This window comes from Mesorhizobium sp. M0045 (genome assembly GCF_040323385.1).
Lineage (GTDB): Bacteria > Pseudomonadota > Alphaproteobacteria > Rhizobiales > Rhizobiaceae > Mesorhizobium.
Window position 1 is genome coordinate 1 of the sequence record NZ_JAMYUY010000020.1, and the last position, 24,602, is coordinate 24,602.

At 62.6% G+C, this 24,602-nt stretch carries 21 protein-coding genes and 1 pseudogene; 15 read left to right on the top strand and 7 right to left on the bottom strand.

From position 1 onward, the window contains the following. A partial coding sequence (locus NKJ72_RS24820) for a GntR family transcriptional regulator (RefSeq protein WP_352479813.1) occupies positions 1–244 on the bottom strand: 244 nt, incomplete at its 3' end. 139 nt (positions 245–383) lie between these two features. Further along, positions 384–623: pseudogene (locus NKJ72_RS24825) on the bottom strand (ABC transporter permease); the annotation flags it as partial. Between the two features lie 113 nt (positions 624–736). Here NKJ72_RS24825 and NKJ72_RS24830 point away from each other — a divergent pair. The 5 genes from NKJ72_RS24830 (at position 737) to NKJ72_RS24850 (ending at position 6,042) form a co-directional block, all read left to right on the top strand. Continuing rightward, on the top strand, positions 737–1,336 hold the full coding sequence (locus NKJ72_RS24830) for an ANTAR domain-containing response regulator (RefSeq protein WP_023676288.1): 600 nt from the start codon (positions 737–739) through the stop codon (positions 1,334–1,336). A gap of 2 nt (positions 1,337–1,338) precedes the next feature. After that, positions 1,339–2,577: a CmpA/NrtA family ABC transporter substrate-binding protein gene (locus NKJ72_RS24835; RefSeq protein WP_352479814.1), complete on the top strand. Its 1,239-nt coding sequence runs from the start codon at positions 1,339–1,341 to the stop codon at positions 2,575–2,577. Between the two features lie 359 nt (positions 2,578–2,936). Next, positions 2,937–4,253: a CmpA/NrtA family ABC transporter substrate-binding protein gene (locus NKJ72_RS24840; RefSeq protein WP_352479815.1), complete on the top strand. Its 1,317-nt coding sequence runs from the start codon at positions 2,937–2,939 to the stop codon at positions 4,251–4,253. 83 nt (positions 4,254–4,336) lie between these two features. Beyond that, positions 4,337–5,233, top strand: a complete 897-nt coding sequence (ntrB, locus tag NKJ72_RS24845; RefSeq protein WP_352479816.1) for a nitrate ABC transporter permease — start codon at positions 4,337–4,339, stop codon at positions 5,231–5,233. An 11-nt stretch (positions 5,234–5,244) separates the two neighbouring features. Further along, entirely contained in the window at positions 5,245–6,042 is a 798-nt protein-coding gene (locus tag NKJ72_RS24850) for an ABC transporter ATP-binding protein (RefSeq protein WP_352479817.1), read from the top strand. Between the two features lie 281 nt (positions 6,043–6,323). Here the strand turns inward: NKJ72_RS24850 and NKJ72_RS24855 are convergent, their stop codons facing one another. Then, a complete protein-coding gene (locus tag NKJ72_RS24855) occupies positions 6,324–6,515 on the bottom strand; it encodes a hypothetical protein (RefSeq protein WP_352479818.1) in 192 nt (63 codons plus the stop codon). Positions 6,516–6,677: 162 nt separating this feature from the next. Here NKJ72_RS24855 and NKJ72_RS24860 point away from each other — a divergent pair, with 162 nt between their 5' ends. The 5 genes from NKJ72_RS24860 to NKJ72_RS24880 all read left to right on the top strand — a co-directional run bounded on the left by NKJ72_RS24860 (position 6,678) and on the right by NKJ72_RS24880 (position 14,269). Next, the gene (locus tag NKJ72_RS24860; protein WP_352479819.1) at positions 6,678–7,979 is read left to right on the top strand and encodes an MFS transporter; all 1,302 of its coding nucleotides are present in this window, start codon (positions 6,678–6,680) and stop codon (positions 7,977–7,979) included. 19 nt (positions 7,980–7,998) lie between these two features. Next, the gene (gene nirB, locus NKJ72_RS24865) at positions 7,999–10,449 is read left to right on the top strand and encodes a nitrite reductase large subunit NirB (RefSeq protein WP_352479820.1); all 2,451 of its coding nucleotides are present in this window, start codon (positions 7,999–8,001) and stop codon (positions 10,447–10,449) included. 66 nt (positions 10,450–10,515) lie between these two features. Next, positions 10,516–10,845: a nitrite reductase small subunit NirD gene (gene nirD / locus NKJ72_RS24870; protein ID WP_254816082.1), complete on the top strand. Its 330-nt coding sequence runs from the start codon at positions 10,516–10,518 to the stop codon at positions 10,843–10,845. A gap of 3 nt (positions 10,846–10,848) precedes the next feature. Continuing rightward, positions 10,849–13,680, top strand: a complete 2,832-nt coding sequence (locus NKJ72_RS24875) for a nitrate reductase (protein WP_352479821.1) — start codon at positions 10,849–10,851, stop codon at positions 13,678–13,680. A gap of 103 nt (positions 13,681–13,783) precedes the next feature. Then, complete coding sequence (locus tag NKJ72_RS24880; protein ID WP_352479822.1) at positions 13,784–14,269, top strand: hypothetical protein; 486 nt, start codon at positions 13,784–13,786, stop codon at positions 14,267–14,269. Positions 14,270–14,296: 27 nt separating this feature from the next. Here the strand turns inward: NKJ72_RS24880 and NKJ72_RS24885 are convergent, their stop codons facing one another. Then, positions 14,297–15,328 carry a hydroxyacid dehydrogenase gene (locus NKJ72_RS24885; RefSeq protein WP_352479823.1) on the bottom strand — a complete coding sequence of 344 codons (1,032 nt, stop codon included), beginning with the start codon at positions 15,326–15,328 and terminating at the stop codon, positions 14,297–14,299. A gap of 177 nt (positions 15,329–15,505) precedes the next feature. On the opposite strand from NKJ72_RS24885, the gene NKJ72_RS24890 reads away from it, so the two are divergent. Continuing rightward, the gene (locus tag NKJ72_RS24890) at positions 15,506–16,942 is read left to right on the top strand and encodes an aldehyde dehydrogenase family protein (RefSeq protein WP_352479883.1); all 1,437 of its coding nucleotides are present in this window, start codon (positions 15,506–15,508) and stop codon (positions 16,940–16,942) included. A gap of 38 nt (positions 16,943–16,980) precedes the next feature. Further along, entirely contained in the window at positions 16,981–17,562 is a 582-nt protein-coding gene (locus tag NKJ72_RS24895) for a DUF1349 domain-containing protein (protein ID WP_352479824.1), read from the top strand. Positions 17,563–17,602: 40 nt separating this feature from the next. Here NKJ72_RS24895 and NKJ72_RS24900 read toward each other — a convergent pair whose 3' ends face one another. Further along, complete coding sequence (locus tag NKJ72_RS24900; RefSeq protein ID WP_352479825.1) at positions 17,603–18,355, bottom strand: SDR family NAD(P)-dependent oxidoreductase; 753 nt, start codon at positions 18,353–18,355, stop codon at positions 17,603–17,605. A 329-nt stretch (positions 18,356–18,684) separates the two neighbouring features. Here NKJ72_RS24900 and NKJ72_RS24905 point away from each other — a divergent pair, with 329 nt between their 5' ends. Then, positions 18,685–19,956 (top strand): O-antigen ligase family protein, encoded by a 1,272-nt coding sequence (locus NKJ72_RS24905; protein ID WP_352479826.1) that lies wholly within the window; start codon positions 18,685–18,687, stop codon positions 19,954–19,956. 77 nt (positions 19,957–20,033) lie between these two features. Here NKJ72_RS24905 and NKJ72_RS24910 read toward each other — a convergent pair whose 3' ends face one another. Together NKJ72_RS24910 and NKJ72_RS24915 are read right to left on the bottom strand one after the other, a co-directional pair. Beyond that, positions 20,034–21,281, bottom strand: coding sequence for a polysaccharide biosynthesis/export family protein (locus tag NKJ72_RS24910; RefSeq protein WP_352479884.1), 1,248 nt, complete (start codon positions 21,279–21,281; stop codon positions 20,034–20,036). 171 nt (positions 21,282–21,452) lie between these two features. Next, positions 21,453–22,130, bottom strand: a complete 678-nt coding sequence (locus NKJ72_RS24915) for a sugar transferase (protein WP_352479827.1) — start codon at positions 22,128–22,130, stop codon at positions 21,453–21,455. A gap of 549 nt (positions 22,131–22,679) precedes the next feature. Between NKJ72_RS24915 and NKJ72_RS24920 the strand changes: the two genes are divergently transcribed. Together NKJ72_RS24920 and NKJ72_RS24925 are read left to right on the top strand one after the other, a co-directional pair. Next, positions 22,680–23,009 carry an exopolysaccharide production repressor protein gene (locus NKJ72_RS24920; RefSeq protein WP_254816090.1) on the top strand — a complete coding sequence of 110 codons (330 nt, stop codon included), beginning with the start codon at positions 22,680–22,682 and terminating at the stop codon, positions 23,007–23,009. Between the two features lie 452 nt (positions 23,010–23,461). Beyond that, positions 23,462–24,484: a glycosyltransferase family 2 protein gene (locus NKJ72_RS24925; RefSeq protein WP_352479828.1), complete on the top strand. Its 1,023-nt coding sequence runs from the start codon at positions 23,462–23,464 to the stop codon at positions 24,482–24,484. Positions 24,485–24,602: the final 118 nt, after the last annotated feature.

Consider the following 24,602-nt stretch of genomic DNA (forward strand, 5'->3'; position numbering starts at 1 on the left):
TGCCATCGAAGGTGACGAAAGAGCCGATGCCGACTTTGGTGGTGATCAGCCCGCGGCTAGACAGTTCCTCGAGACCCTTGCGCACGGTGTTACGGCTGACGGAGAAACGCTGGACGAGCTCGTTCTCGCTTTGCAACCGGTCGCCGAAGCCCAGAACACCGGAGCGGATTTCATATTCGAGAACAGTGGCGATCTGTTCTGGCTTGCCCGTGCCGGGAGACAGTTGAACCGAGCGCCGCTTCATTTGGATACCTGTTCAGTGAACCTGTATGATCGTGTTCATTATCCTCACGCGGTGGTCTTGTCAACGACGACTGATATCTGGCCTGCAGCCGTGAAGGACGCTTTCAAATCCCATGACTATCTGACCGCACAGCGTTTCGGGTGAGGATCAGCGCCCCGATGATGGTGGAGCCGCCGCGGCCGCCGGAGATCGAGGTTCCGCCGCCGACGGCCGCGGGCACCGAAGGCAGCACCAGCGGTTCGGCAAGCGACAGCGACGGCGCCTTGATCAGGCCGATATAGAGCAGTGCGAGCCCGCTCCAGATGATGTAGGGCACGGTGATCGCCTGCCAGGCGCAGACGCCGGACAGGCGTGTTGCCCGTTCGTTGTCGCCGACCGCCGCCCGCGTCGCGGCGGCCGTCGCGTCCGGTACCTCAGGCGGCGCGTCGGCTTTGTTTCCGTGAATCTCGCTATGCCGCATTGCACAATCGCCTCGCCTGCGCAAAATGCGGCATGATCCGCAAATCCCTCACTGTCCTGGTGATCGATGAAAACCACATCCGCGCTTCCATAATCGAAGCGGGACTGCGGGAGGCAGGGCATCAGCAGGTCACGGTCATCCACGACGTCGCCGGCATCGCGCGGCGGATCGCCGAGATCGAACCCGACGTCATCGTCATCGATCTCGAAAATCCCAACCGCGACATGCTCGAAAACATGTTCCAGCTTTCGCGCGTGGTGAAGCGGCCGATCGCCATGTTCGTTGACCGCTCGGACCAGGCGTCGATCGAGGCAGCGGTGGAAGCCGGGGTGTCGGCCTATGTCGTCGACGGCCTGCGCCAGGAGCGGGTCAAGCCGATCCTCGATATGGCGATCAGTCGCTTCAACGCCTTCTCGCGCATGGCGCGCGAACTGGAAGAGGCCCGCAGCGAGTTGGAGAGCCGCAAGGTGATCGATCGCGCCAAGGGCATCCTGATGAAGTCGCGCGGCCTGTCGGAGGACGCGGCCTACACGCTGCTGCGCAAGACAGCCATGAACCAGAACCGCAAGATCGCCGAAATCGCGCAGAGCCTGGTGACGGCGGCAGGGCTTCTGGATCCCGAGGAGAGTTGAGAATGGCGGCCGAGCACCGGATCAATGTTGGCTTCATGCCGCTCTTCGACAGCGCCGTCCTTGTCGCGGCGAAGGAAATCGGCTTCGCCTTGCGTGAAGGCATCGACCTGACGCTCAACCGGGAAACGTCCTGGGCCAACATCCGCGACCGCATCGCCATCGGCCATTTCGACCTGGCGCATATGCTGGGGCCGATGCCGATCGCCTGCAATCTGGGGCTGACGCCGCTCGCCTCCGACACCGTCGTGCCGTTCTCGCTCGGTCTCGGCGGCAATTGCGTGACGGTTTCGAACGCGGTCTGGGCCGGCATGGCCGCGCACGGCGCCCGGCCCGATCTCGATCCGGCGCGGGCCGGTAAGGCGTTGGGCGCGCTGATCCGTGATCGGGCGAATGGCGGCGGCGATCCGCTGCGCTTCGCCGTCGTCCATCCGCACTCCGGGCACAACTACGAACTGCGCTACTGGCTCGCCGCCTGCGGCATCGATCCGTCGCGTGAAATCGAAATCGTCATCGTGCCGCCGCCATTCATGGCCGACGCGCTCGCCGCCGGCAGGATCGACGGCTACTGCGTCGGCGAACCCTGGAACAGCGCCGCGGTCGTCGCCGGCACCGGCCATATCGCCACGGTCAAGGCGGCCATCTGGAAGACCAGCCCGGAGAAAGTCGTCGGCGTGCGCAAAGCATGGGCGGAAAGAGAGCCGGACGCGCTTTCAGCCCTGCTGCGTGCGCTTCATCACGCGGCGCGCTGGTGCCAGGATCCGGCAAATCGCGGCGAACTCGCGGCCCTGATGGCGCAGCCGGCCTTCCTCGGCCTGGCGCCGGCGCTGCAGATGCCGATCCTCAGCGGGCGTCTGGCGCTCGGCGGCGGTGCCGAACTGAGCGTCGGCGACTTCTTTCTGCCCTTCAACAAGGCGGCGAACTTCCCGTGGAAGAGCCATGCGCTGTGGTTCTACACGCAGATGGTGCGCTGGGGGCATGTCGCGCACACGCCGGAAAACCTCGCTATTGCCCGCGACTGCTACCGCCCCGATCTCTACCGCTCGGCGTTGAAGCCGCTTGGCGTGGCGCTTCCCGGTGCCAATGCCAAGGTCGAGGGCGCGCTGAAGGCCGCGACCCCAGTTGGTTCGGCGGGGGCAAGCCTGGTGCTCGGTCCCGACGGTTTCTTCGATGGCCAGATCTTCGATCCCGACGAGATCGACGCCTACATTGCCGGCCAGAAATTGGCGCGCGCTAAAGCCTGATCATTTCCGCGCCATTCTTGTGCACTGCACAAAAAATGTGCGTGCAACTGCGCTAATGAACAATCTTTGGCTTGCTCGCCCGGCGGGCCGGGGCGCCGACGATTTTGGCATGCCGTTGATCTCATTGATGTTTATCATCCATTCCGAAACTGGCACGGTTCCTGCGTTGCAATAGGCAGACTCTTCTCGGGGTCACGGAATAGGCGTCCAATGGCGGGCGCTACAGGCAAAGCTGCCGCTCAGGTCAACACGCGATCCCGGATGGACGGACGCGCGAGGCCTGGCCGGCGGCTTTTTTGTTTTGGTCGAACACGCAATCGACGGCGCCGATCCCAAGCCGCGCCCAACCGGAGATGACGATGACGAAAAGCACCAATAGCCATTCCGCCCAAACGGCGATCAGCCGCCGCGATTTCCTGAGGATCAGCGCGGCCGCCGCGGCAACGCTGGCCGCGGCGCGTGCGCTGCTGCCCTCCGGCGCCTATGCGGCTACCGCCGTACCGGAAGTCACGGGCGCCAAGCTCGGCTTCATCGCATTGACTGATGCAGCACCGTTGATGATCGCCAAGGAGAAAGGCCTGTTCGAGAAATTCGGCATGCCCGATGTCGAGGTGCTCAAGCAGGCCTCCTGGGGGGCGACGCGCGATAATCTGGTGCTCGGCGGCGAAGCCAACGGCATTGACGGCGCCCATATCCTGACGCCGATGCCTTATCTGATGCACACCGGCAAGGTGACGCAAAACAAGCAGCCGCTGCCGATGGCGATCGTGGCGCGCCTCAACTACGACTGCCAGGGCATTTCCGTTGCCCAGGAATATGCCGCCACCGGCGTCGCCCTCGACGCCTCCAGGCTGAAGGATGCCTTCGCCGCCAAACAGGCCGCTGGCAAGGAGGTCAAGGCCGCCATGACCTTCCCGGGCGGCACGCACGACCTCTGGCTGCGCTACTGGCTGGCCGCCGGCGGCATCGATCCCGACAAGGACGTCTCGACCATCGTCGTGCCGCCGCCGCAGATGGTCGCCAACATGAAAGTCGGCAACATGGACGTGTTCTGTGTCGGCGAGCCGTGGAACGAGCAGCTCGTTCACCAGGGCGTCGGCTTCACCGCCGCCACCACTGGCGAGCTATGGAAGGGCCATCCGGAAAAGGCGCTCGGCCTGCGCGCCGCCTTCATCGACAAGTATCCGAACGCCACCAAGGCGATCCTGATGGCCGTCATGGAAGCCCAGCAATGGTGCGAAGCCAAGGAAAACAAGGACGAGATGGCCGCCATCATCGGCAAGCGGCAATGGATGAACGTGCCGACCGCCGACATCATCGGCCGCCTCAAGGGCGACATCAATTACGGCAATGGCCGCGTCGCCAACGGCACAGATCTCTACATGAAGTTCTGGCAGGGCGGCGTGTCCTATCCCTTCAAGAGCCACGACAGCTGGTTCCTCGCCGAAAACATCCGCTGGGGCAAGTTCGCGCCGACCACCGACATCAAGGCGCTGGTCGCCCAGGTCAATCGCGAGGATCTGTGGCGCGAAGCGGCCAAGGCTCTTGGTGTCGCCGCGGCCGATATCCCGGCGTCTTCATCGCGCGGCGTCGAGACCTTCTTCGACGGAAAGGTGTTCGATCCGGAGAACCCGTCCGCCTATCTCGACAGCCTGAAGATCAAGGCATCGGCCTGAACGGTGCAAACGGCGCTCGCGCCGTTTGTCGCCGCAAGCGCAACGGCGCCCTTGTCGCCAAATGCCAAAGGAACGTTCGAGAAATGTCTATCCAAGCCATCAAGGACCGCAAGGTGAAGCCGTTCCCCGCGCCTGCCAAGCCTGCCGAAATCATCGCCTTCACCGCCAGGACGCGGCGTCGCTTCGATCCGGCCGCAATCGCAGGCAAGCTGGCCAGCACGCTGGTGCCGCCGGTCATCGTCGTCGCCATCATGCTCGTCGTCTGGCAGGTCGCCTGTTCGTCGCCGACGGCCAGCCTGCCGCCGCCAAGCCAGGTCTGGAACGAGGCCTATGACCTGATCGCCCATCCGTTCTTCAACAATGGCCCGCAGGACATTGGGCTCGCCTGGCGGGTGCTGATCTCGCTGCAGCGCGTCGCCATCGGCTTTGGCCTTGCAGCGGTCGTCGGCGTCGCGCTCGGCGCTCTGGTCGGCCAGTCGATGTGGGCGATGCGCGGCCTTGATCCGGTGTTCCAGATCCTGCGCACGGTACCGCCGCTCGCCTGGCTGCCGCTGTCGCTGGCGGCGTTCCGCGATTCCAGCCCGTCGGCGATCTTCGTCATCTTCATCACCTCGATCTGGCCGGTGATCATCAACACCGCCGTCGGCGTCCGCAACATTCCAGAGGACTATCGCAACGTCTCCCGCATCCTCAGGCTCAACCAGCTCGAATTCTTCGTGAAGATCATGGTGCCGGCCGCGGCACCTTACATCTTCACCGGCTTGCGCATCGGCATCGGTCTGTCCTGGCTCGCCATCGTCGCCGCCGAAATGCTGACCGGCGGCGTCGGTATCGGCTTCTTCATCTGGGATGCCTGGAATTCGTCGCGGCTGCCCGACATCATCGTCGCACTCGCCTATATCGGCGTCACCGGCTTTTGCCTCGACCGCCTGGTCGCGGCGGTCGGCGTCTTCGTCACCCGCGGCACAACGGCAAAGTGAGGAGAGGGACGATGACGGCCTATCTGAAACTCGACCATATCGATAAATCCTTCATGCGCGGCGGCCAGGTCAGCGACGTCCTGAAGGACATAAGACTGACCATCGACAAGGGCGAATTCGTCTCGATCATCGGCCATTCCGGCTGCGGCAAGTCGACCTTGCTCAATCTAATCGCCGGGCTGACCAAGGTCTCCGCCGGCGCGGTTCTGTTGGAAGACAAGGAGGTCGACAGCCCCGGTCCCGAACGCGCCGTGGTGTTCCAGAACCACAGCCTGCTGCCATGGCTGACCGTCTACGAAAACATCAACCTCGCGGTATCCAAGGTCTTCGGCGGCAAAAAGAGCCGGGCCGAACGGCATGACTGGATCATGCGCAATCTCGATCTCGTGCAGATGGCGCATGCGAAAGACAAGCGCCCAGCGGAGATTTCGGGCGGCATGAAGCAGCGCGTCGGCATTGCGCGCGCGCTCGCCATGGAGCCGAAGATTCTTTTGCTCGACGAGCCGTTCGGGGCGCTCGACGCGCTGACCCGTGCGCATCTGCAGGACGCGGTGATGGATATCCATTCCAGACTCGGCTCGACGACGATCATGATCACTCACGATGTCGACGAGGCGGTGCTGTTGTCCGACCGCATCGTCATGATGACCAACGGGCCGGCGGCCACCATCGGCGAGGTTCTTCCCGTGCCGCTGGCCCGGCCGCGTCGGCGCATCGAGCTTTCCTCCGACCGCACCTTCCTGCGCTGCCGCGAGGCGGTGCTGAAATTCCTCTACGAACGCCACCGCTTCGTCGAAGCCGCGGAGTGAGGTCCTAACGGGAAAACGCGTCATCATCATTGGAAATCTGCATCGGCAATCGGCAATCTACCGCATTGCACAAATATTATGCTGCTGTGCAAGGCATTTTGACTAATCTTTGATCCGCTGCCGAGCTTGGTCAAAAGTCGCGCGGCTGCGGCTCATATTGATTTCATTCGATAATTAAGAGCGCTGTCGAATTGGCACGCTTCCTGCTTTCCAAAATGTAGGGCCCGCAAGGGCCAAGTGACACGGCGTCCAATGGCGGGCGCCACAGGCAAAGCTGCCGCTCAGGTCCACACGCGCTCCCGGAATCCCGGACGCGAAGACCTGGCCGGCGGCTTTTTTGTTTTGACGCAATCGACGGCGCTGGTCTCAAGCGGCGCCAACCGGAGACGACGATGACGAAACGGATCGGAACTGGCGCGTGCCTCGCGGAATTCACGCGCCGCCATTTTTCTGGCCAGCAGCGCGGTGTTCACCGCCGCGCTCGTCCTCTTTCCCGCTGCCATCAAGACTGACGGCAAAGGTCGAAGTGACCGTGCACAGCTCGGTTTCAACCAGTTCGCCGATGCCACGCCGCTGACAGTCGCGAACGAACAGCCAAGGGCGGTGCCCCCCACGCCGCAAACCGGAGCCAGAAAATGACCGCAAATCTCCCAGCCGCGCGCAGCCAGGACACTGCTCCCCGGCAGGCGCTTGTGATGTCCACCATCGCCTTCACCGTCTGCTTCGCGGTGTGGACGATCTTTTCAATCATCGGCGTGCGCATAAAGCAGGAGCTGGGGCTGAACGAGACGGAGTTCGGCCTGCTCGTCGGCACGCCGATCCTCACCGGCTCGCTTGTGCGCATGGTGCTCGGTGTCTGGACCGACCGTTTTGGCGGTCGGCTGGTATACACCGCGACCATGCTTGCGGCGGCGGTCGCGACCTTCCTGCTCGCTTTTGCGCACACCTACGGGCAGATGCTGGTCGCTGCACTAGGCGTTGGGCTCGCCGGCGGTTCCTTCGCCGTCGGTGTCGCCTATGTCTCGCGTTTCTTCCCGGCCGGCAAGCAGGGTACGGCGCTAGGCATTTTCGGTGTCGGCAATGTCGGCGCCGCGGTCACCAAGTTCCTGGCACCATTCGTGCTTCTCTCCTGGGGCTGGCAGTCGGTCGCGCTGATCTGGGCGGCAGCACTCGTCGTCATGGCCGCCGTCTTCTGGGTCACGACCGGCGACGATCCGGTCATTCGCGAGCGCCGCGCCGGCAAGGCAGCGCCCGCGAGAAGCTTCTGGCAGGAATTCGCGCCGCTCAAGAACCTGCAGGTCTGGCGTTTCGCCTTGTATTATTTCTTCGCTTTCGGTGCATTCGTGGCGCTGTCGCTGTGGCTGCCCCGCTACCTGATCGGCGTCTACGGCTTCGGGCTTGCGACCGCCGGCATGATCGGCGCGGCCTATTCAATTCCGGCAAGTATTTTCCGCGCCTATGGCGGCGTGCTTTCCGACCGGATCGGCGCCCGCACCGTGCTCTACTGCACCTTCGCTGTCAGTGCCGTCGCGACTCTCGTTCTGTCTCTCCCCTCGGCAGACTACGTCGTGCGCGGTATCAGCGGGCCGATCGCCTTCCATTTCGAGATCGGCCCGCTCGCCTTCATAGCCGTGGCCTGTGTGCTCGGCTTCTTCATGAGCCTCGGCAAGGCCGCCGTCTACAAGCACATCCCGGTTTACTATCCGCAGAGTGTCGGCGCGGTCGGCGGCGTTGTCGGCATGATTGGCGGGCTCGGCGGCTTTATCCTGCCAATCGCCTTCGGCGTGCTCAACGACCTCACCGGCGTCTGGTCGAGCTGCTTCATGCTGCTCTTCGTCATCGTCGCCACCTGCTTTGCCTGGATGCATTTTTCCATCCGGCGGATGGAGCGCACGGCGTCTGCCGAAGCTTCAGGCCTTTCCTACGCGGCTGAGTGAGAGCGGAGTGGATCAGGACATGACCGAGAAACTCGTCATCATCGGCAACGGCATGGCCCCCGGGCGCATGCTGGAGCATCTCCTGGAAAAGGCGCCTGGGCGCTACCAGGTCACCATCTTCAACGCCGAGCCGCGCGTGAACTACGACCGCATCATGCTGTCGCCGGTTCTGTCGGGCGAAAAGGCCTATGAGGAGATCATCATCCATGGCGACGGCTGGTACATCAAGCACGGCATCACCCTCTACAAGGGCCACAAGATCGTCGCCATCGACCGGCAGGCAAAGACCGTCACCTCCGATCATGGCGTGACCGAGCCTTATGACAAACTCGTCATCGCCACCGGCTCGGTGCCGTTTATCATTCCGGTGCCCGGCCATGACCTGCCGGGCGTGCTCACCTATCGCGATCTGGACGACGTCCGGGCCATGATGCTTGCCGCCCAGTCGCGGGCCAAGGCTGTCGTCATTGGGGGCGGCCTGCTTGGGCTCGAGGCGGCAGCGGGCTTGAACTCACAAGGCATGGACGTCACCGTGCTGCACGTCATGCCGACGCTGATGGAGCGTCAGCTCGATCCGGCCGCAGGCTATCTCCTGCAGCGTGCCGTCGAGCAGCGCGGCATCAAGGTCATCACCAAGGCCAACACGCAGGCGATCACCGGCAACGGCAAGGTCGAGCGGGTGGAGCTTGCCGACGGCACCGTCATTCCCGCAACGCTCGTCGTCATGGCGGTGGGTATCAGGCCGAACGCGGTGCTGGCAAAAGAAGCCGGCATTGCCGTCAATCGCGGCATCGTCGTCGACGCCGGCATGCGCAGCAACGACCCGGACATCTACGCAATCGGCGAATGCGCCGAGGTCAACGGCCAGGTCTACGGGCTGGTCGCGCCGCTCTATGAGATGGCGCGCGTCGCCGCCAGCCAGCTGGCTGGTAACGAGGCGGCGGCTTTCGTCCATATGGACACGCCGACCAAGCTCAAGGTCACCGGCATCGACCTGTTCTCGCTCGGCGACTTCGCCGAGGGCGAGGACCGCCAGGAGATCGTGCTGCGCGATGCCGCCGCCGGCGTCTACAAACGCCTGGTGCTGAAGGACGACCGCATCATCGGCACCGTGCTCTACGGCGAGACGACGGACGGTGCCTGGTTCAATGACCTCAAGAAGAAGCAGACCGACATATCCGAGATGCGCGATACGCTCATCTTCGGCCAATCCTACCAGGGAGGCCCCCCTCTGGACCCTATGGCGGCCGTTGCAGCCTTGCCGGATGATGCGGAAATCTGCGGCTGCAACGGCGTATGCAAGGGAAAGATCACCGGCGCGATCACGGCCAAGGGCTTGACCTCGCTCGACGATGTGCGCGCCCACACCAAGGCGTCGGCGTCCTGCGGTTCCTGCACCGGGCTGGTCGAAAAGCTCATGGTGCTGACCATCGGCGACAAATACAACCCCGCGGCGGTCCAGCCGATGTGCAGCTGTACCTCGCTTGGCCATGACGAGGTCCGCCGGCTGATCAAGGCCAAGGGCCTGAAGACCATTCCCGCCGTCATGCAGGAGCTGGAGTGGAAGACCTCTTGCGGCTGCGCCAAATGCCGGCCGGCGCTCAACTATTATCTCGTCTGCGACTGGCCCGACGAATACGCCGACGATTATCAGTCGCGCTTCATCAACGAGCGGGTCCACGCCAACATTCAGAAGGACGGCACCTATTCGGTAGTGCCGCGCATGTGGGGCGGCGTCACCAACGCCGCCGAATTGCGCGCCATCGCCGATGTCGTCGACAAGTTCGACATTCCGATGGTCAAGGTCACCGGCGGCCAGCGCATTGACATGCTCGGCATCCGCAAGGAAGACCTGCCGGCAGTGTGGGCCGATCTCGGTCAGGCCGGCTTCGTCTCCGGCCACGCCTATGCCAAGGGACTGCGCACGGTGAAGACCTGCGTCGGCTCGGACTGGTGCCGCTTCGGCACGCAGGATTCGACCGGCTTGGGCATCCGTATCGAAAAATTCATGTGGGGCTCTTGGACGCCGGCCAAGGTCAAGATGGCGGTGTCGGGCTGTCCCCGAAACTGTGCCGAGGCGACCTGCAAGGATGTCGGCGTGATCTGCGTCGACAGCGGCTATGAGATCCATTTCGCCGGCGCCGCCGGCCTCGACATCAAGGGCACCGAAGTGCTTGGCCTGGTCAAGACCGAGGACGAGGCGCTGGAGCATATCGTGGCGCTGACGCAGATGTATCGCGAGCAGGGCCGCTATCTCGAGCGCATCTACAAATGGGCCAAGCGCATCGGCATCGCCGAGATCAAGCGTCAGATCATGGACGATGGCGAGAAGCGCAAGGCCTATTTCGACCGATTCGTCTTTTCGCAGAAATTCGCGCAGGTCGACCCGTGGTCGGAACGTGCTTCCGGCAAGGACAAGCATGAATTCCGGCCGATGGCTTCGGTCGGTTTTGCGCAGGCGGCGGAGTAGGCGCGTGTCCCCGAAAAGTGGAATGCGGTTTTCGGACAAGAATACGCGCAAAAGAGGAATGGCCACATGAATTGGGTATCGATCGGCTCCCTGTCTGACATTCCGCGTCGCGGTGCGCGCTGCGTGGCAACGCCCGAAGGCAAGATCGCCGTCTTTCGTACGGCTGACGATCAGGTCTTTGCCATCGATGACCATTGCCCGCACAAAGGTGGGCCGCTCAGCCAGGGCATCGTCCATGGCACGGCTGTGACCTGTCCCTTGCACAATTGGGTGATCTCGCTGGAGACAGGCAAGGCGCTTGGCGCCGACGAGGGCGCGGTGCGCACCATCGCGGTGCGGATCGACGGCGAGCGGCTGTTCATTGCGCTGGAAGCGCTGGCCAGCCGCGCGGCGTGAACCATGCAGATTGATGAAGCGCGCGAGGTGAGGACCACCTGCCCCTATTGCGGGGTGGGCTGCGGCGTGCTGGCGAAGGTCGCCGCGGACGGTGAAATAACCGTTCGTGGCGACCCCGACCACCCGGCGAATTTCGGCCGGCTCTGCTCCAAAGGCTCGGCGCTGGCCGAGACCACCGATCTCGAAGGCAGGCTGCTTCATCCGGAAATCCACGGTCGCCGCACCGGCTGGGACGAAGCGCTCGACCTTGTCGCTTCGACCTTCTCGCAAACCATTGCCGAGCACGGCCCCAACGCGGTCGCCCTCTACGTCTCCGGCCAGTTGCTGACCGAGGACTATTACGTCGCCAACAAGCTGATGAAAGGTTTTATCGGCTCGGCCAATATCGACACCAATTCGCGCCTGTGCATGGCATCGTCCGTCGCCGGCCACCGCCGCGCCTTTGGCTCGGACACCGTTCCGGGAAATTACGAGGATCTGGAACTTGCCGACCTGATCGTGCTGGTCGGCTCCAATCTCGCCTGGTGCCATCCGGTGCTCTACCAGCGCATCGTCGCGGCCCGGGAAAAGCGGCCCGAGATGAAGGTGGTGCTGATCGACCCACGCCGCACCATGACGTCAGACATCGCCGACATGCATCTGGCGATCGCGCCCGATGGCGACGTCGCTTTGTTCACCGGCCTGCTCGCCTATCTCGGCCAGCACAACGCGTTGGACCGCACCTATATCACGGCGCACACGACCGGCTTCGGGCAAGCGCTCTTCGCCGCCTCGGCGCTCGACCTGGCCGGCATCGCCGCGGCCACCGGCCTTGGCGAGGATGAACTGGCCCGCTTCTACAGTCTGTTTGCCGCGACGGCGAAGACGGTGACCGTCTACAGCCAGGGCGTGAACCAGTCGTCTTCGGGCACCGACAAGGTAAACGCCATCATCAACTGCCATCTAGCCACCGGCCGCATCGGCAAGCCCGGCGCCGGGCCATTCTCGGTGACCGGCCAGCCCAACGCCATGGGCGGCCGTGAGGTCGGCGGCATGGCCAACATGCTGGCCGCCCACATGGAGATCGAAAACCCCGAGCACCGGAACCGCGTGCAGCGCTTCTGGAACGCGCCAGCCGTCGCCGAAAAATCCGGCCTGAAAGCGGTCGAGATGTTCGAGGCGGTGGCGGACGGACGCATCAAGGCGCTGTGGATCATGGCGACCAACCCAGTCGATTCGATGCCGGATGCCGATGCCGTCGAAGCGGCGATCAAGGCCTGCCCGTTTGTCGTGGTGTCGGACGTGCTGGGCGAGACCGACACGGTCCGCCACGCCCATGTCCGGCTGCCGGCGGCGGCATGGGGCGAGAAGGACGGCACCGTCACCAATTCGGAACGCCGCATCTCGCGCCAGCGCGCCTTTTTGACCACGCCCGGCGAGGCAAGAGCCGACTGGTGGATCATCGCCGAAGTGGCCAAGCGGATGGGTTTTGGCGAGGCGTTTTCGCATGTGTCGCCGGCCGACATCTTCGCCGAGCACGCGGCGTTGTCGGCATTCGAGAATGATAGTGCTCGCGATTTCGACATCGGCGCTTATGCCGATGTGGATGCAGAGACCTATGAGGAGTTGGCGCCATTCCAGTGGCCAGCGCCGAGCCAAGCCACCCCCCTCTGGCCTGCCGGCCATCTCCCCCGCAAGGGGGGAGATCGGCTATCATCACGGCCTTCGCTAATCTCCAATGCCGCAAGGGGAGAGCCGGCGCCAAAGCTGCCAATCTCCCCCCTTGCGGGGGAGATGGCCGGCAGGCCAGAGGGGGGTGCGTGGCGCCAGCCGGAGGACAAAAGCACCCGCTTCTTCGCCAACGGCAGCTTCTACACGCCCGACCGGAAGGCGCGCTTCATTGCCATCCGCCCAGCCGCACAAACCCGCACCAGCCTGGACTACCCGTTGGTGCTCAACACCGGGCGCGTGCGCGACCATTGGCACACCATGACGCGGACCGGCAGGAGCCCGCGCTTGTCGCAGCACATGGCCGAACCGTTCGTCGAAATCCACCCGTCCGATGCGCAGCACTTCGACATCGGCGATGCCGAGATCGTCCGCGTCTCGACTGCCCATGGCGAGGTGCTGGTCCGCGCCCTGGTGACGGTGCGTCAACGCCAAGGCTCTGTATTCGTACCGATGCACTGGACCGATCAGTTCTCCGCCCGCGCGCGCGTCGATGCGTTGGTCGCGCCGACGACCGATGCGATTTCAGGCCAACCGGCCTCGAAGAATGTTGCTGCCCGCATCGAGCGGTTCGCCGCCACAGCCTTCGGCTTCGCCGTGCTCGCCGAACGGCCCGCATCGATCGACGCCGATTACTGGAGCCTCGCCCGCAGCCCCGCCGGCTGGCGGCTTGAAATTGCGCTGCAGGACAGCCGCGACTGGACCGGGTTGGCCGCCGCGCTGTTAGGCATGGAAGGCGAGACGCTCGCCTATCACGACATCGCCGGCGGGCACCATCGCTTCGCCCGTTTCGCAGGCAATCGGCTGGTCGGCGCGCTCTATCTTGCGCCTACGCCGGTGGCGGTGTCGCGCGGCTGGGCGGTCGAACAACTTGGTGCTGACCATGCCGATCGGCACGCGCGGCTGGCGATTGTCGCCGGGCGGCCGGGCGGCAACAGCGTCGACCGCGGTGCCATCGTCTGCGCCTGTTTCGGGGTCGGTGCCAACCAGATCGCGGAAGCGGTACGCGGCGGCTGTACCAGCGTCGCGGCAATCGGCGCCGCCCTTCACGCCGGCACCAATTGCGGCTCTTGCCGCGCCGAGATCAAGACCATTATCGACGGGCGGCGTCTGCAAGCTGCGGAGTGATGCGCCGAGGAACTCTGCCGCGCCGCTGCATGATGCTTACTAGCAATTTACAAACCATGGGCTACCAACGTTCTGACTTCGATTCGCTCGGAACGGGAGCCTCATGAGCAAAGCCCTGACCTCATTCGCGCTTGCCGCCGTGCTGACGGCCTTGCTGATGGCGCTCAGCCTGACGGTGGCCAGGCATGGCTATCCCTATGGCGCGATCGGCGCCAAGCGCCTGAGCGACGTTGCCGATGCGGGGACGTTCATTCCGCTCGCGGCGGTCTATTTTTTCAGCGCACTCCTGATAATGGTTCTGCCGATCAGGCTCGCCGGCATCGTCCTGACACATGCCGCCGATGCGATCTTCTGGACGGTCATCGTGTTGTTTGCGGTCATCGTTGGATGTCTCGCCGCGAGGTTTGCTTTCGGTCAGCGCGATGTGCTCCCGGCACTGCTGAACTGGCGGTTCCTTTTTGTCGCGGCAGTCGTCGGATGCAATCTCTTCATCAACGAGCTGCGCCGCAACATCCTGTCGCGAAGCCTGTTCTTCGTCGTCTTCGCCGTAGCGACACTGGCCTGCCTGTTTTGGTCCTTCACCGTCTGAGCATGTGCGACCCGTCGGGCAGACGGCCTAATTCTTGTCGACCGGCTTCGAACGCATGCGCGAAACGGTCTCACGCTCGGCCCGCTTCGAACGCATCGGCGGCAGGCCGCGGTCGACCAGGTCCATGTCTTCCAGCACCATGTCGCCCATCCGCTTGAAAGCGATGTCGAGCGCACCGGCCCGGTGGGCGGAGCGCAGGAACCCCGGCAATGTGCGGACCGGGTGATCCTGGGCAAGCGGCTCCTCAGGAAAAACATCGCTGGCGGCGACGATATGGCCGCTGCGGACGGCGTCCATCAGTGCCGGGAAATCGACCACGCCGGCTCGGCTGAGCAGGATGAAAGCGGCTCCCTTGCGCATCCTGGCAAACGCCTCGGCGCCGAGGAAGCCCTGGTTTTCGCTAGTCACCGAAGCGACGACGAAGACGAAATCGCTGTTCGACAGAACGTCGTCGAGAGAGGCCGGCTCGACGCCGTTTTCGATCAGGATCGACGGCGGCAGCCACGGGTCGAAGACTTTTGTCCGCGTGCGAAAGCCCGACAGCAGCCGGTTGAGCGCACGGCCAAGATCGCCGAAGCCGATGATGCCGACGTCCGCGCCGGAAAGAAGCCGCGCCGTCCGGTTGCTGTCGCCGCCCCAACGCTCCTTGCCCTGTCGAAAGGCGAGGTCGGCGTCGACGATGTCACGGGCGAGGTTGAGCGCCATGGCAAGGCCGAGTTCGGCCACCGGTTCTGCAAACACCAGCCCGGTGGTGACGACATGGATGCCGCGCGAAAACAGCGTCTCGTAGGGCATGTTGTTGATGAGGTTGCTCTCGACATTGAAGATGCAGCGCAGCGCCTTCATTTTTTCCAGCGTCTCCGGCGCGATAGGTGGCTGGCCGACGATGTAGCGCGCCTCGCCAAGGATATCGGCCGGCAGCGCCGCCACCGCTTCGGGCGATGTTTCGACGATGCGGTATTTCGATCGAAAGTTCGCCAGCGCAGCCGGCGTGAAGATCAGGTCGAGCGTGCGCGGTTCGGGTGCGCTGATCACCAGGGGCAAGGCGCTGTCGGACATGATACTTCACCTCCCGTGCGATCCGCGTCGCACCACAATAGAATCGTCTTTTCCCGCCCCCGACACCTATCACATGCCTGTCGAGAAGGAGAAGTTTGCCTTCTTCGGCCTTGCGGTGCGGCGGTCGGTGGTCCAGATAGACGGCGATCGAAGGACGACAAGGAAGACAGCGACATGATCCCGTTTCGAAAGAACCTCATCGATGGCGAGTGGGTAGGCGATGCCGGCTCCCGCAACATCAACCCGTCCAATCTCGACGACGTGGTCGGCGAATATGCATCGGGGGGCGCGGAGCACGCTCGGCAGGCCATCGCGGCGGCGAAAGCGGCATTTCCGGCATGGTCTCGATCGGGCCTGCTGGCCCGCCATGCGGTGCTGAGGAAGACGTCGGACGAGATCACCGCGCGGAAAGATGAAATCGGCCGGGCCTTGGCGCGCGAAGAAGGCAAGACGCTGGTCGAGGGCATCGGCGAGACCGTGCGGGCCGCCCAGATATTCGATTTTTTCGCCGGCGAGACGCTGCGTCTTTCGGGCGAGCTGGTGCCGAGCGTGCGGCCCGGCGTCGGCGTCGAGATCACCCGCGAAGCGGTCGGCGTCGTCGGCATCATCACGCCGTGGAATTTCCCGATCGCCATTCCGGCTTGGAAAATCGCTCCGGCGCTGGCCTACGGCAACACCATCGTCTTCAAGCCGGCGGAACTCGTTCCGGAGAGCGCCTGGACTATTGTCGACATCCTGCACCGCGCCGGGCTGCCCAAGGGTGTGCTCAATCTGGTCATGGGCAAAGGTTCGGTGGTCGGCCAGGCCATGCTCGACAGTCCTGACCTCAACGCGATCACCTTCACCGGATCGGTCGGCACCGGCAAGCGCGTCGCCGCCGCCAGCCTCGAGCACATGCGCAAGTTCCAGCTCGAAATGGGCGGCAAGAACCCGCTTGTAGTGCTCGACGATGCCGACCTTGCCGTCGCCGTCGACTGCGCTATCAACGGTGCCTACTTCTCGACCGGCCAGCGCTGCACGGCGTCGTCCCGGCTGGTGGTGACGGACGGCATCCACGACCGCTTCGTCGAGGCGCTCAAGGACCGCATGGCCAAGCTGGTCGTCGGCGACGCTCTCGATGCCAAGACCCAGATCGGGCCGGTTGTCGACCAGAGCCAGCTCAAACAGGACGAAGACTATATCGCCATCGGCCGTCAGGAAGGTGCGGACCTTGCCTTCGGTGGCGAGCGGCTCGATCGTGAAACCCGCGGCTTCTATTTGCAGCCGGCGCTGTTCACCGAAACCACCAACGCCATGCGCATCTCGCGCGAGGAGATTTTCGGACCGGTCGCCAACGTCATCCGCGTCAAGGATTATGACGAGGCGCTGGCGGTGGCCAACGACACGCCGTTCGGCCTGACCTCCGGTATCTGCACCTCGAGCCTCAAGCATGCCACGCACTTCAAGCGCAATTCGGAAGCCGGCATGGTCATGGTCAACCTGCCGACGGCCGGCGTCGACTTCCACGTGCCTTTCGGCGGACGCAAGGGATCGAGCTACGGCCCGCGCGAGCAGGGCCGCTATGCCGCAGAGTTCTACACAACAGTGAAGACCGCTTACACGTTTGCCGGCTAAGAAAAGACGGCAGACCAGCCAGGCAGGCGAGCAAATCGATGACATCTGAGAATACGGCCCTGACCTGGCTCAATCCGCCGCCGCACCACGCCTTCGGCAACAATACGGTGCATGTACGGACCGGCAAGGAGACCGACTTCTGGCGCGAGACGTTCTACGGCTTCTGGCGCGACAATGGCCATTTCCTCTATCGTGAGGTCGAGGGCGATTTCAGCGCCGAAGTCACGGTCAAGGGGCACTATGAGGTGCTTTACGATCAGGCCGGGCTTATGGTCCGCCTGAGCGAGACGCACTGGATCAAGGCCGGCATCGAATACACCGACGGGCTGATGTATTTTTCCGTCGTCGTCACCAACGATGCCTCCGACTGGTCGCTGGCCAGCATTCCCGCCGACCCCGACGGGGTCAGGATCCGCCTGACCCGCCATGCCGAGACGATCCGCGTCCAGTATCTGGACGCGTCCGACAAGCACTGGAAACCGGTGCGGCTTGCCTATCTCCCGCCGTCGAAAACGGTCGATGTCGGCATGATGTGCTGTTCGCCGCAGCGCGAGGGTTTCGAAGTGACATTCAGCGATTTTTCGATCGGCCCGCCGATCTCGCGGGAGCTTCACGACTGAGGCGCCGCGATGCGGTCGGGCGGTTTGCGTCGGGCCGGCCTCAGTAGGTCGCCCGGCCGCCGGAGACGTCGAAGACGGCAGCCGTCGTGAACGAGCATTCCTCGGAGGCGATCCAGCAAATCAGCGCCGCCACCTCCCCGACCTCGCCGAAGCGCGCCATCGGTATTTTGGACAGCATGAAATCGATGTGCTGCTGGCTCATCTGCTGGAAGATCGCGGTGCGCACAGCCGCCGGCGTGACGCAGTTCACCGTCACCTTGGTCTTGGCCAGTTCCTTGCCGAGCGATTTGGTCATGCCGATCACCGCCGCCTTGGAGGTGCTGTAGGCCGAGGCGTTCGGGTTACCTTCCTTGCCGGCAATCGAGGCGATGTTGACGATCCTGCCGTAATTGCGTTCGAGCATATGCGGGACCAGCGCCTTGTTGCAGAAGAAGACGCCGTTGATATTGATGTCGATGACCCGGCGCCAATCCTCTACGGAATACTCCCAGGTCGTCATGTTAGGCCCGGTGATGGCAGCACTGGTGACAAGGATATCGACCGCGCCCAGCGCTTCGATCGTCTCTCCGGCGGCGGCTTCGACCGCTATGGGGTCGGCGACGTCGAGGGTGACGCTGTACAGGCCTGGAACAATGGCCCTGGCCTGCTCGATCTGGGCGGCATCGCGATCCCAGACCGAAACACGTCCGCCTTCGTCAGTGATCCTTTGCGCGACGGCCAGGCCGATGCCTGAGGCGCCGCCGGTGATAACAGCAGATCGTCCGGCAAATCGTCCCGCGAAACTCATCGGCATGTCGTCTTCCTCCCAATCGGCGGCGAATGTGAAGTCAACGGCGGACAAGTTCAAGCACGGACTCGCAGCCTCAGAACAGCTTGTGATGGGCCAGCACCGGGCAATTGGACGGCACTGCCTCCTGGCCAAATCGTCGCGTCCGGTATTGCGAGAACTGCAGGAACGACGCGCCCAGTTGGCATTCGGGTGACAGGCGGCGCCGGATGCGTTATATTGCACTGCACAATGCGAGCGCCTGCAGGCGAAGCTCCCATCGATCCGATGAATCGGCCCATGAAATCGGCCCATGAATCGGCATTGAGCTGCAAGGACGGAAAACCGATACCGAGATGAAGATTCCAAAATCTCTGTTGATCGATCCGGACAAGAACACGGTCTATGGCAGCTTTGCCGTTGCCGTCTCGATCTGGGCGTTCTCCTACTCGACCATTTTCGGCCAGGCCATGATCCTGGCCTACTATGCAGTCTGGCTGCCGCTCATCCTGGTCGACTACCGCAAGATATTAAGGCACGCTTCCAGCGCCTGGCTTCCGCTGGCCTTTGCAACCTATGTCTGCTTCTCGGTGTTCTGGTCGGCAGCTCCCGGCACCACGGCAAGGACGGCCGTCCAATATTGTTCCCATATCGCCTGCGCCTACATTGCCGCACGCACCGTCAGCGTCCGGACCTTGACCATAGGCGCCCTGGTCGGGATTTTCGTCGTCCTGCTCTACTCGCTCAAGGTCGCGAGTTATTCCTACGACGTTCTCGATGGGACGTACAATTTCGTCGGCGCGTTCAGCTCCAAGAACCAGATCGGCTTTGTCGCATCGCTTGGCATTTATTTCTGCGTTGTCTACCTCGCCTTTCTCAGGCGGGGCCGGACAAGCTTTTTGTTGATCGTACCGATTGTCCTTCTATCGGGCTATCTACTGGTCGTGTCGCATTCGGCCACTTCGATGGCATCGACCCCGGCGGTTCTCGCTCTGGTCGCCCTGCTTTCCATCGGCAAGGTGCTTTCGCTCCGCCATCGCCGGGTGATTTTCATGATCGGTGCGGGCGGGCTGGTCGCCTGCACCGTGATTGCGCTGAATCTCGGGCTGATGGACTTTGTCCTTGGCCTTTTCGGCAAGGATTCGACGCTCACCGGACGAACCTACCTCTGGCAGCAGGGCTGGAATGCCGCGCAGCAATCGCCCATGCTCGGCGTCGGCTACGCGGCCTATTGGGTGCAGGGCTTCTCCGAGGCCGAGCGGCTGTGGAACGAATTCTACATCGCCGCGCGAAGCGGCTTCCACTTCCACAACACCTACATCGAGACCTTGGTGGAACTCGGCTTCGTCGGCGCGACACTGCTTTCGCTGATTATCCTGCGCACGCTCTGGGGTCACGTCTCGGCGCTGATATTCAGGACATGGCAAGCCGACTCAGTGATTCTTTCCGGCGTCATGGTGCTTCTGTTCATCCGATCCTTCGTCGAGGTCGAGACCCTCAATCCCTACATCATGGGATCGTTCCTGCTGTACTATAGCTACTTCAAGCTGGTGAGGGTGCCGGCCGTCGCTGCTTCCCGGTGGAGCGCCGTGAACCATCTAGAGGAACCGGACGCCGTGCGAGGCTAGAGCGGGCGGATCCCAAACAGCAAAAACCCCGCAGGCCGCTGCCCACGGGGTTGGTGCTTCACTTCGGTGGAAAGAAGCTACTGGATGGCCAAGGGCGCCGGTTTGACCTTGATCACGTCCCCTGGCAGCACCGGCGTGTCTTCATCGGCGGTGATTTCGCTGGTCTTGCCGTCGACCACCCGCACCAGGGAAAAAGACAAGGCCGCTGGTTCGTTGTTGCCATAGAATTGCGGCATTGGGCTGCCCGACAAGGCTTCGGACATCAGGGCCTTTTCCATATTCAGCTTCAGCGTCACCTCGTTGAGATCGGCTTCCGTCTGTTGCCGGTCGGTCGCGAGGCTGGAGTTCTGGGTGTTCTCGAGATCGATGGCGTCCTGGGTGGCCTTGCTGATCGACTGCTTGGCCGTGAGAATCGCCGTTTCGTAATCCAGGATCTGGCCCTCAAGGTCGGCGATGGTTTGCTGCGAGTTCAAAAGGCGCGTGTTGACGACCAGGCCCTTTTGCGCCAGCGAGCCGATGCCGTTGAGCTGCTCCTTCGCCAGATCAACCTGCTTCTGCTGGTTGACGATCTTTTTCTGCAGCGAATCGATCTCGCTCTGCAGCAGCGCCTTCAAATCGTCGAGCGCCTGCAAGCGCAGCTTGAGTTTCTTCTGGTCGGCCGCCAGGATCGCCGTCTCATCGGCTACGATGCTGGGCAGCTTCGGATCGTCGGCCACCTCTTTCGGCACCGCGAATGTCGGCTTGTCCGCCAGTTCCGCTTCGATGCGGGCGCGCTTGACGGTCAGCCTGACCAATTGGTCTTGTAGTACGTCGAAATTGCCCTTGGCATTGATCAGGTCGCGATCGTAGCGCTGTCCGCTCTCCGGGGTCCGCCGGGCTCCGCCGGCAATGCTCATCGCTTTCAGCACGGTCAACCCAGGCACACAAGGATACTGGCCAGGCGCTTGCACCTCGCCGGAGATGTAGAATGGCCGGTACTGCGCCATTTCGACGGAAGCCTCCGGCCTGTCGGCCAGAGCGAGCTTGCGCTGCAGCGCCTCGCCGAGCGATGCGGCGATCTCCGAAGTCGTCTTGCCGGATGCGGGCATCTCGCCGACGAAGGGAACCGACAAGGTTCCAGCGGGCCCGACCGTGTATTCTCCATTGATGGCCGACCAGTCGCGGAACGTGCCTTCGACGGTCTGCCATTCCGCCACGCGGATGGTCAGCTTGTCCTGTGCTCCAAGCCGATAGTCGTCGGCGAAGGCAAACTGTGGCAGGGCTAGCGACAGCGTCAGGCCGGTCGCCACTGTAAGGCAAGTCGTCAAAAGCCGTACTCGCCGCATGCGTCTGGAGAGAATGCCGGTGCAAAAAATATCGATTATATCTGCTTTCAACTGAGCGTTTCCGATCTGGTTTGCCCCGCCCGATGAACTGCCGATGCCTGAGTTAGGGGCCTGAGTTTCGGGCCCAAATTCTGGACAGCTGCTCCTCGATGTACGGCCAGCAAGCGGCCGTCAGTAGCAGCCTCGCGACATCCAGACCGCAGGCACGGTCTTGATGATGATGCGAATGTCTTCGAACATCGACCAGTTCTCGACATAGTGCCTGTCGAACGCGACGCGGCTGTCGTAGGAAACGTCGTTGCGCCCGCTGACCTGCCATAGCCCGGTCAGGCCGGGGCGCGATTTCAGGTAATAGACGGCCGAATTGCCATAAATCTCCAGCTCGTCGCGCACCACGGGACGAGGCCCGACCAGGCTCATATCCCCCTGCAGGATGTTGATGATCTGCGGCAACTCATCGAGGCTGAGCTTCCTCAGCACCGCTCCGACGCGCGTGATCCGCGGGTCGTTCTTCAGCTTGCGGGTCGCGATCCATTCGGCGCTGGCCTCCGGATTCGCGGCGAGATAGGCAGCAAGCACCCGCTCGCCGTCTGGAACCATGGTGCGGAACTTGAGGCACGGAAAAATCCGTCCTCCGCGACCGATCCGGCTATGACCATAGAAAATCGGCCCGCCATCGGAAAACTTGACCAGCAGCGCTATCATTACGAACAGCGGGCTGAGGGCGACCAGGCCGATCAGCGAACCGGCAATATCGAAGCTGCGTTTGAGCAGGCCGCCGATCGGTGGCGGAAAATCGACACCGGCCTGCGAAAAATCCGCATCGGCCGGCTTGGCTACGTCCCTCATGCGTAAACTCCATACGTTGAACGGATGGTTTACCGCACGATACCAAAAAAATGCTGCAGCGCAACACACAATTTCCCAGACGGCTGTAATAGTCGCGTCATGAACTGACTAAATAATAAACTCGTCCTGCACAAAATTGCGCCTTTATGTCGCAAAAAAGACGGATTATGGGCAATTTTGGAAAAGCTAGTCCAATTTTGAGGCTGATTTTAGGCGAATCGCTCTTTATACCCTGCTGTGGAGCTTTGTCGCCATTTAGAATTTCGAAATAACGACTGACGTTGTGGTAAAATACTAGTCGATATCATAAATCTTACTGGAGCGAGTCGATATCCGGCAATCAGTGGTGATGCCGACGTGTGCATTGCACCATGGCAGAGTCGATCCCGAGGATTCGTTTAAAATTTATTCCGCAGCTGCCCTTGCCGGCTATTGCGCGGCTCAATAGAGTTGCAAATTGTTTCTGTCGGACTATGGACAGATTGGGCTAGGCCGGAAGCAACCGGCCAGAAGCGGGCAACCTAAATAAGCTCGCAGAGTTTAAGGGAGGTGCTCGGGGTGGGCTTGTCGACATTTTTTCCCGAGCCGGTGGATGGGCTATCGGGTATGTCACTGCCAAAGTTCATTATCGGAATGTGTTTTGCGCTGGCGATCGTGATCGTCTGGTCCTATTTGGGCGGCGCCTCGCTCGGCACGACGCTGTTTCGCGTCATCGGCTGTGCCATAGTCATCCAAATGGGTTATTTTCTACTGGTCTTTGCCATGGTCGCCAGAAATGCCCCGACCCCGGCCGACAAAATTCGCGACGCTGAACGAACGCTGAGTTCGAACGAGGCGGCCGAAGGCGAGAAATTCAGCGCAAGGAGAGGCCTTCACTGATTTCGGGCCTGGCCGGGTCTGCGATGTCCATGTGACCTGTGGTTAAGCTCGTCGATCCTCTGACGAATTGCTCGCCTCGACAACACCGGCAGTCGGCATTCCTGTTCGTTCGTTTCCTTGACACTGCGGGCCTCGACGCGCTCGCTCGGCGCCGCCGCCGTCCGGTCGGCGAGGATCAGCAACTGGTTTTCCGCCTGTCGAGCGCTCTGGAGCGTGTAGGAACGGCTCTGCCAAGCGGTGCATTTCTGGAGCCATCCCTATTAAGGCTCGCCGCCTGCCCAGCCGGGCCATGACACCCAGCAAAATGAAAAACTGGACGGCGCCGATGATTTTGGCGATGCTTGCTTCGCACTTGCAGCATAGGCGCTTGGGCCGATGTATTTCAGAATGGGCGGTGGGGCATTGAGCGGTCGGGGCGAGGAAATCCGCAACGACTTCTGCAATCGAGAGGCATGTCCATGACATCATTCCAGGTCTGCGTGATTATCGCCGCCCGCAATGCGGCGCGGACAATCCCGGCTGCCATTGCATCGGCGTTACGCGAACCTGAGGTTGCGGAAGTTGTCGTCGTCGATGACGCGTCCACCGACGATACGGCGAAAGTCGCCCACGCAGCCAGCGACGGTACGGGCCGCCTGTCCGTCATCCGCTTCGACGTCAATCGCGGCCCGTCCTTTGCACGCAACGCCGCGATAGCCGGTTCCAGGTCGCCGTTCATCAGCATCCTTGACGCTGATGATTTCTTTTTCGAAGGCAGGTTTCACAGACTGTTCGCCAGCACCGATTGGGATTTCGCCGCAGACAACATCATGCTTGTCAGGGATGACGCGGCAACCGACGTTTCGAAAATCGTTGCTCCACCGTTCTCGCCCGAGCCGGAATTCCTCGATTTCGAGGGCTTCGTCGACGGCAATATCTCCAGGCGCCGTGTGCAACGCGGGGAACTGGGCTTCCTCAAGCCAGTGATCAGCCGCGCCTTCCTCGATCGGCATGGATTGCGCTACGACGAGAAGCTGCGCGTGGGTGAAGACTATGAACTCTATGCGCGCGCGGTTGCCCATGGCGCGCGTTTCAAGGTCATCAAATCCTGTGGCTACGGCGCGATCGTGCGCGCCGATTCGCTGAGCGGACGGCACAAGACCCAGGACCTGAAGCATCTGGCCGATGCCGACCTGGCACTGCTTGCGATCGACAGTTTGCCGGAGGCATCGAAGGCTGCGCTGAGAAGGCACGAGCGGCACATCCGCGACAAATACCGGTTGCGGAAGTTTTTAGACGTGAAGGCTGAGCGCGGGTTGGTGCCGGCCGCGGCCTACGCCTTGGCCGGCTCGTCCAACCTCACAGCCGTCGTCCGCGGCGTTGCCTCCGACAAGCTGGATGCGCTGTTTCGCCGCGCTGGTCTCGCCGCGAAGCGTCAGCATGTGCCGCCGCTGCGCTTCCTCATGGCCGGAACCAGCACGGCCAGCGATAGCTAGGCCCGTCAACGTGCGATGGCGGTAGCCACTCCGTTACCGTTAGGTCGGCTCGCACCATTTCAACGAGATTCATGAGTTTACGATCTAGGTGGTTGCCTATGGGCGCCGGGAATGGCAA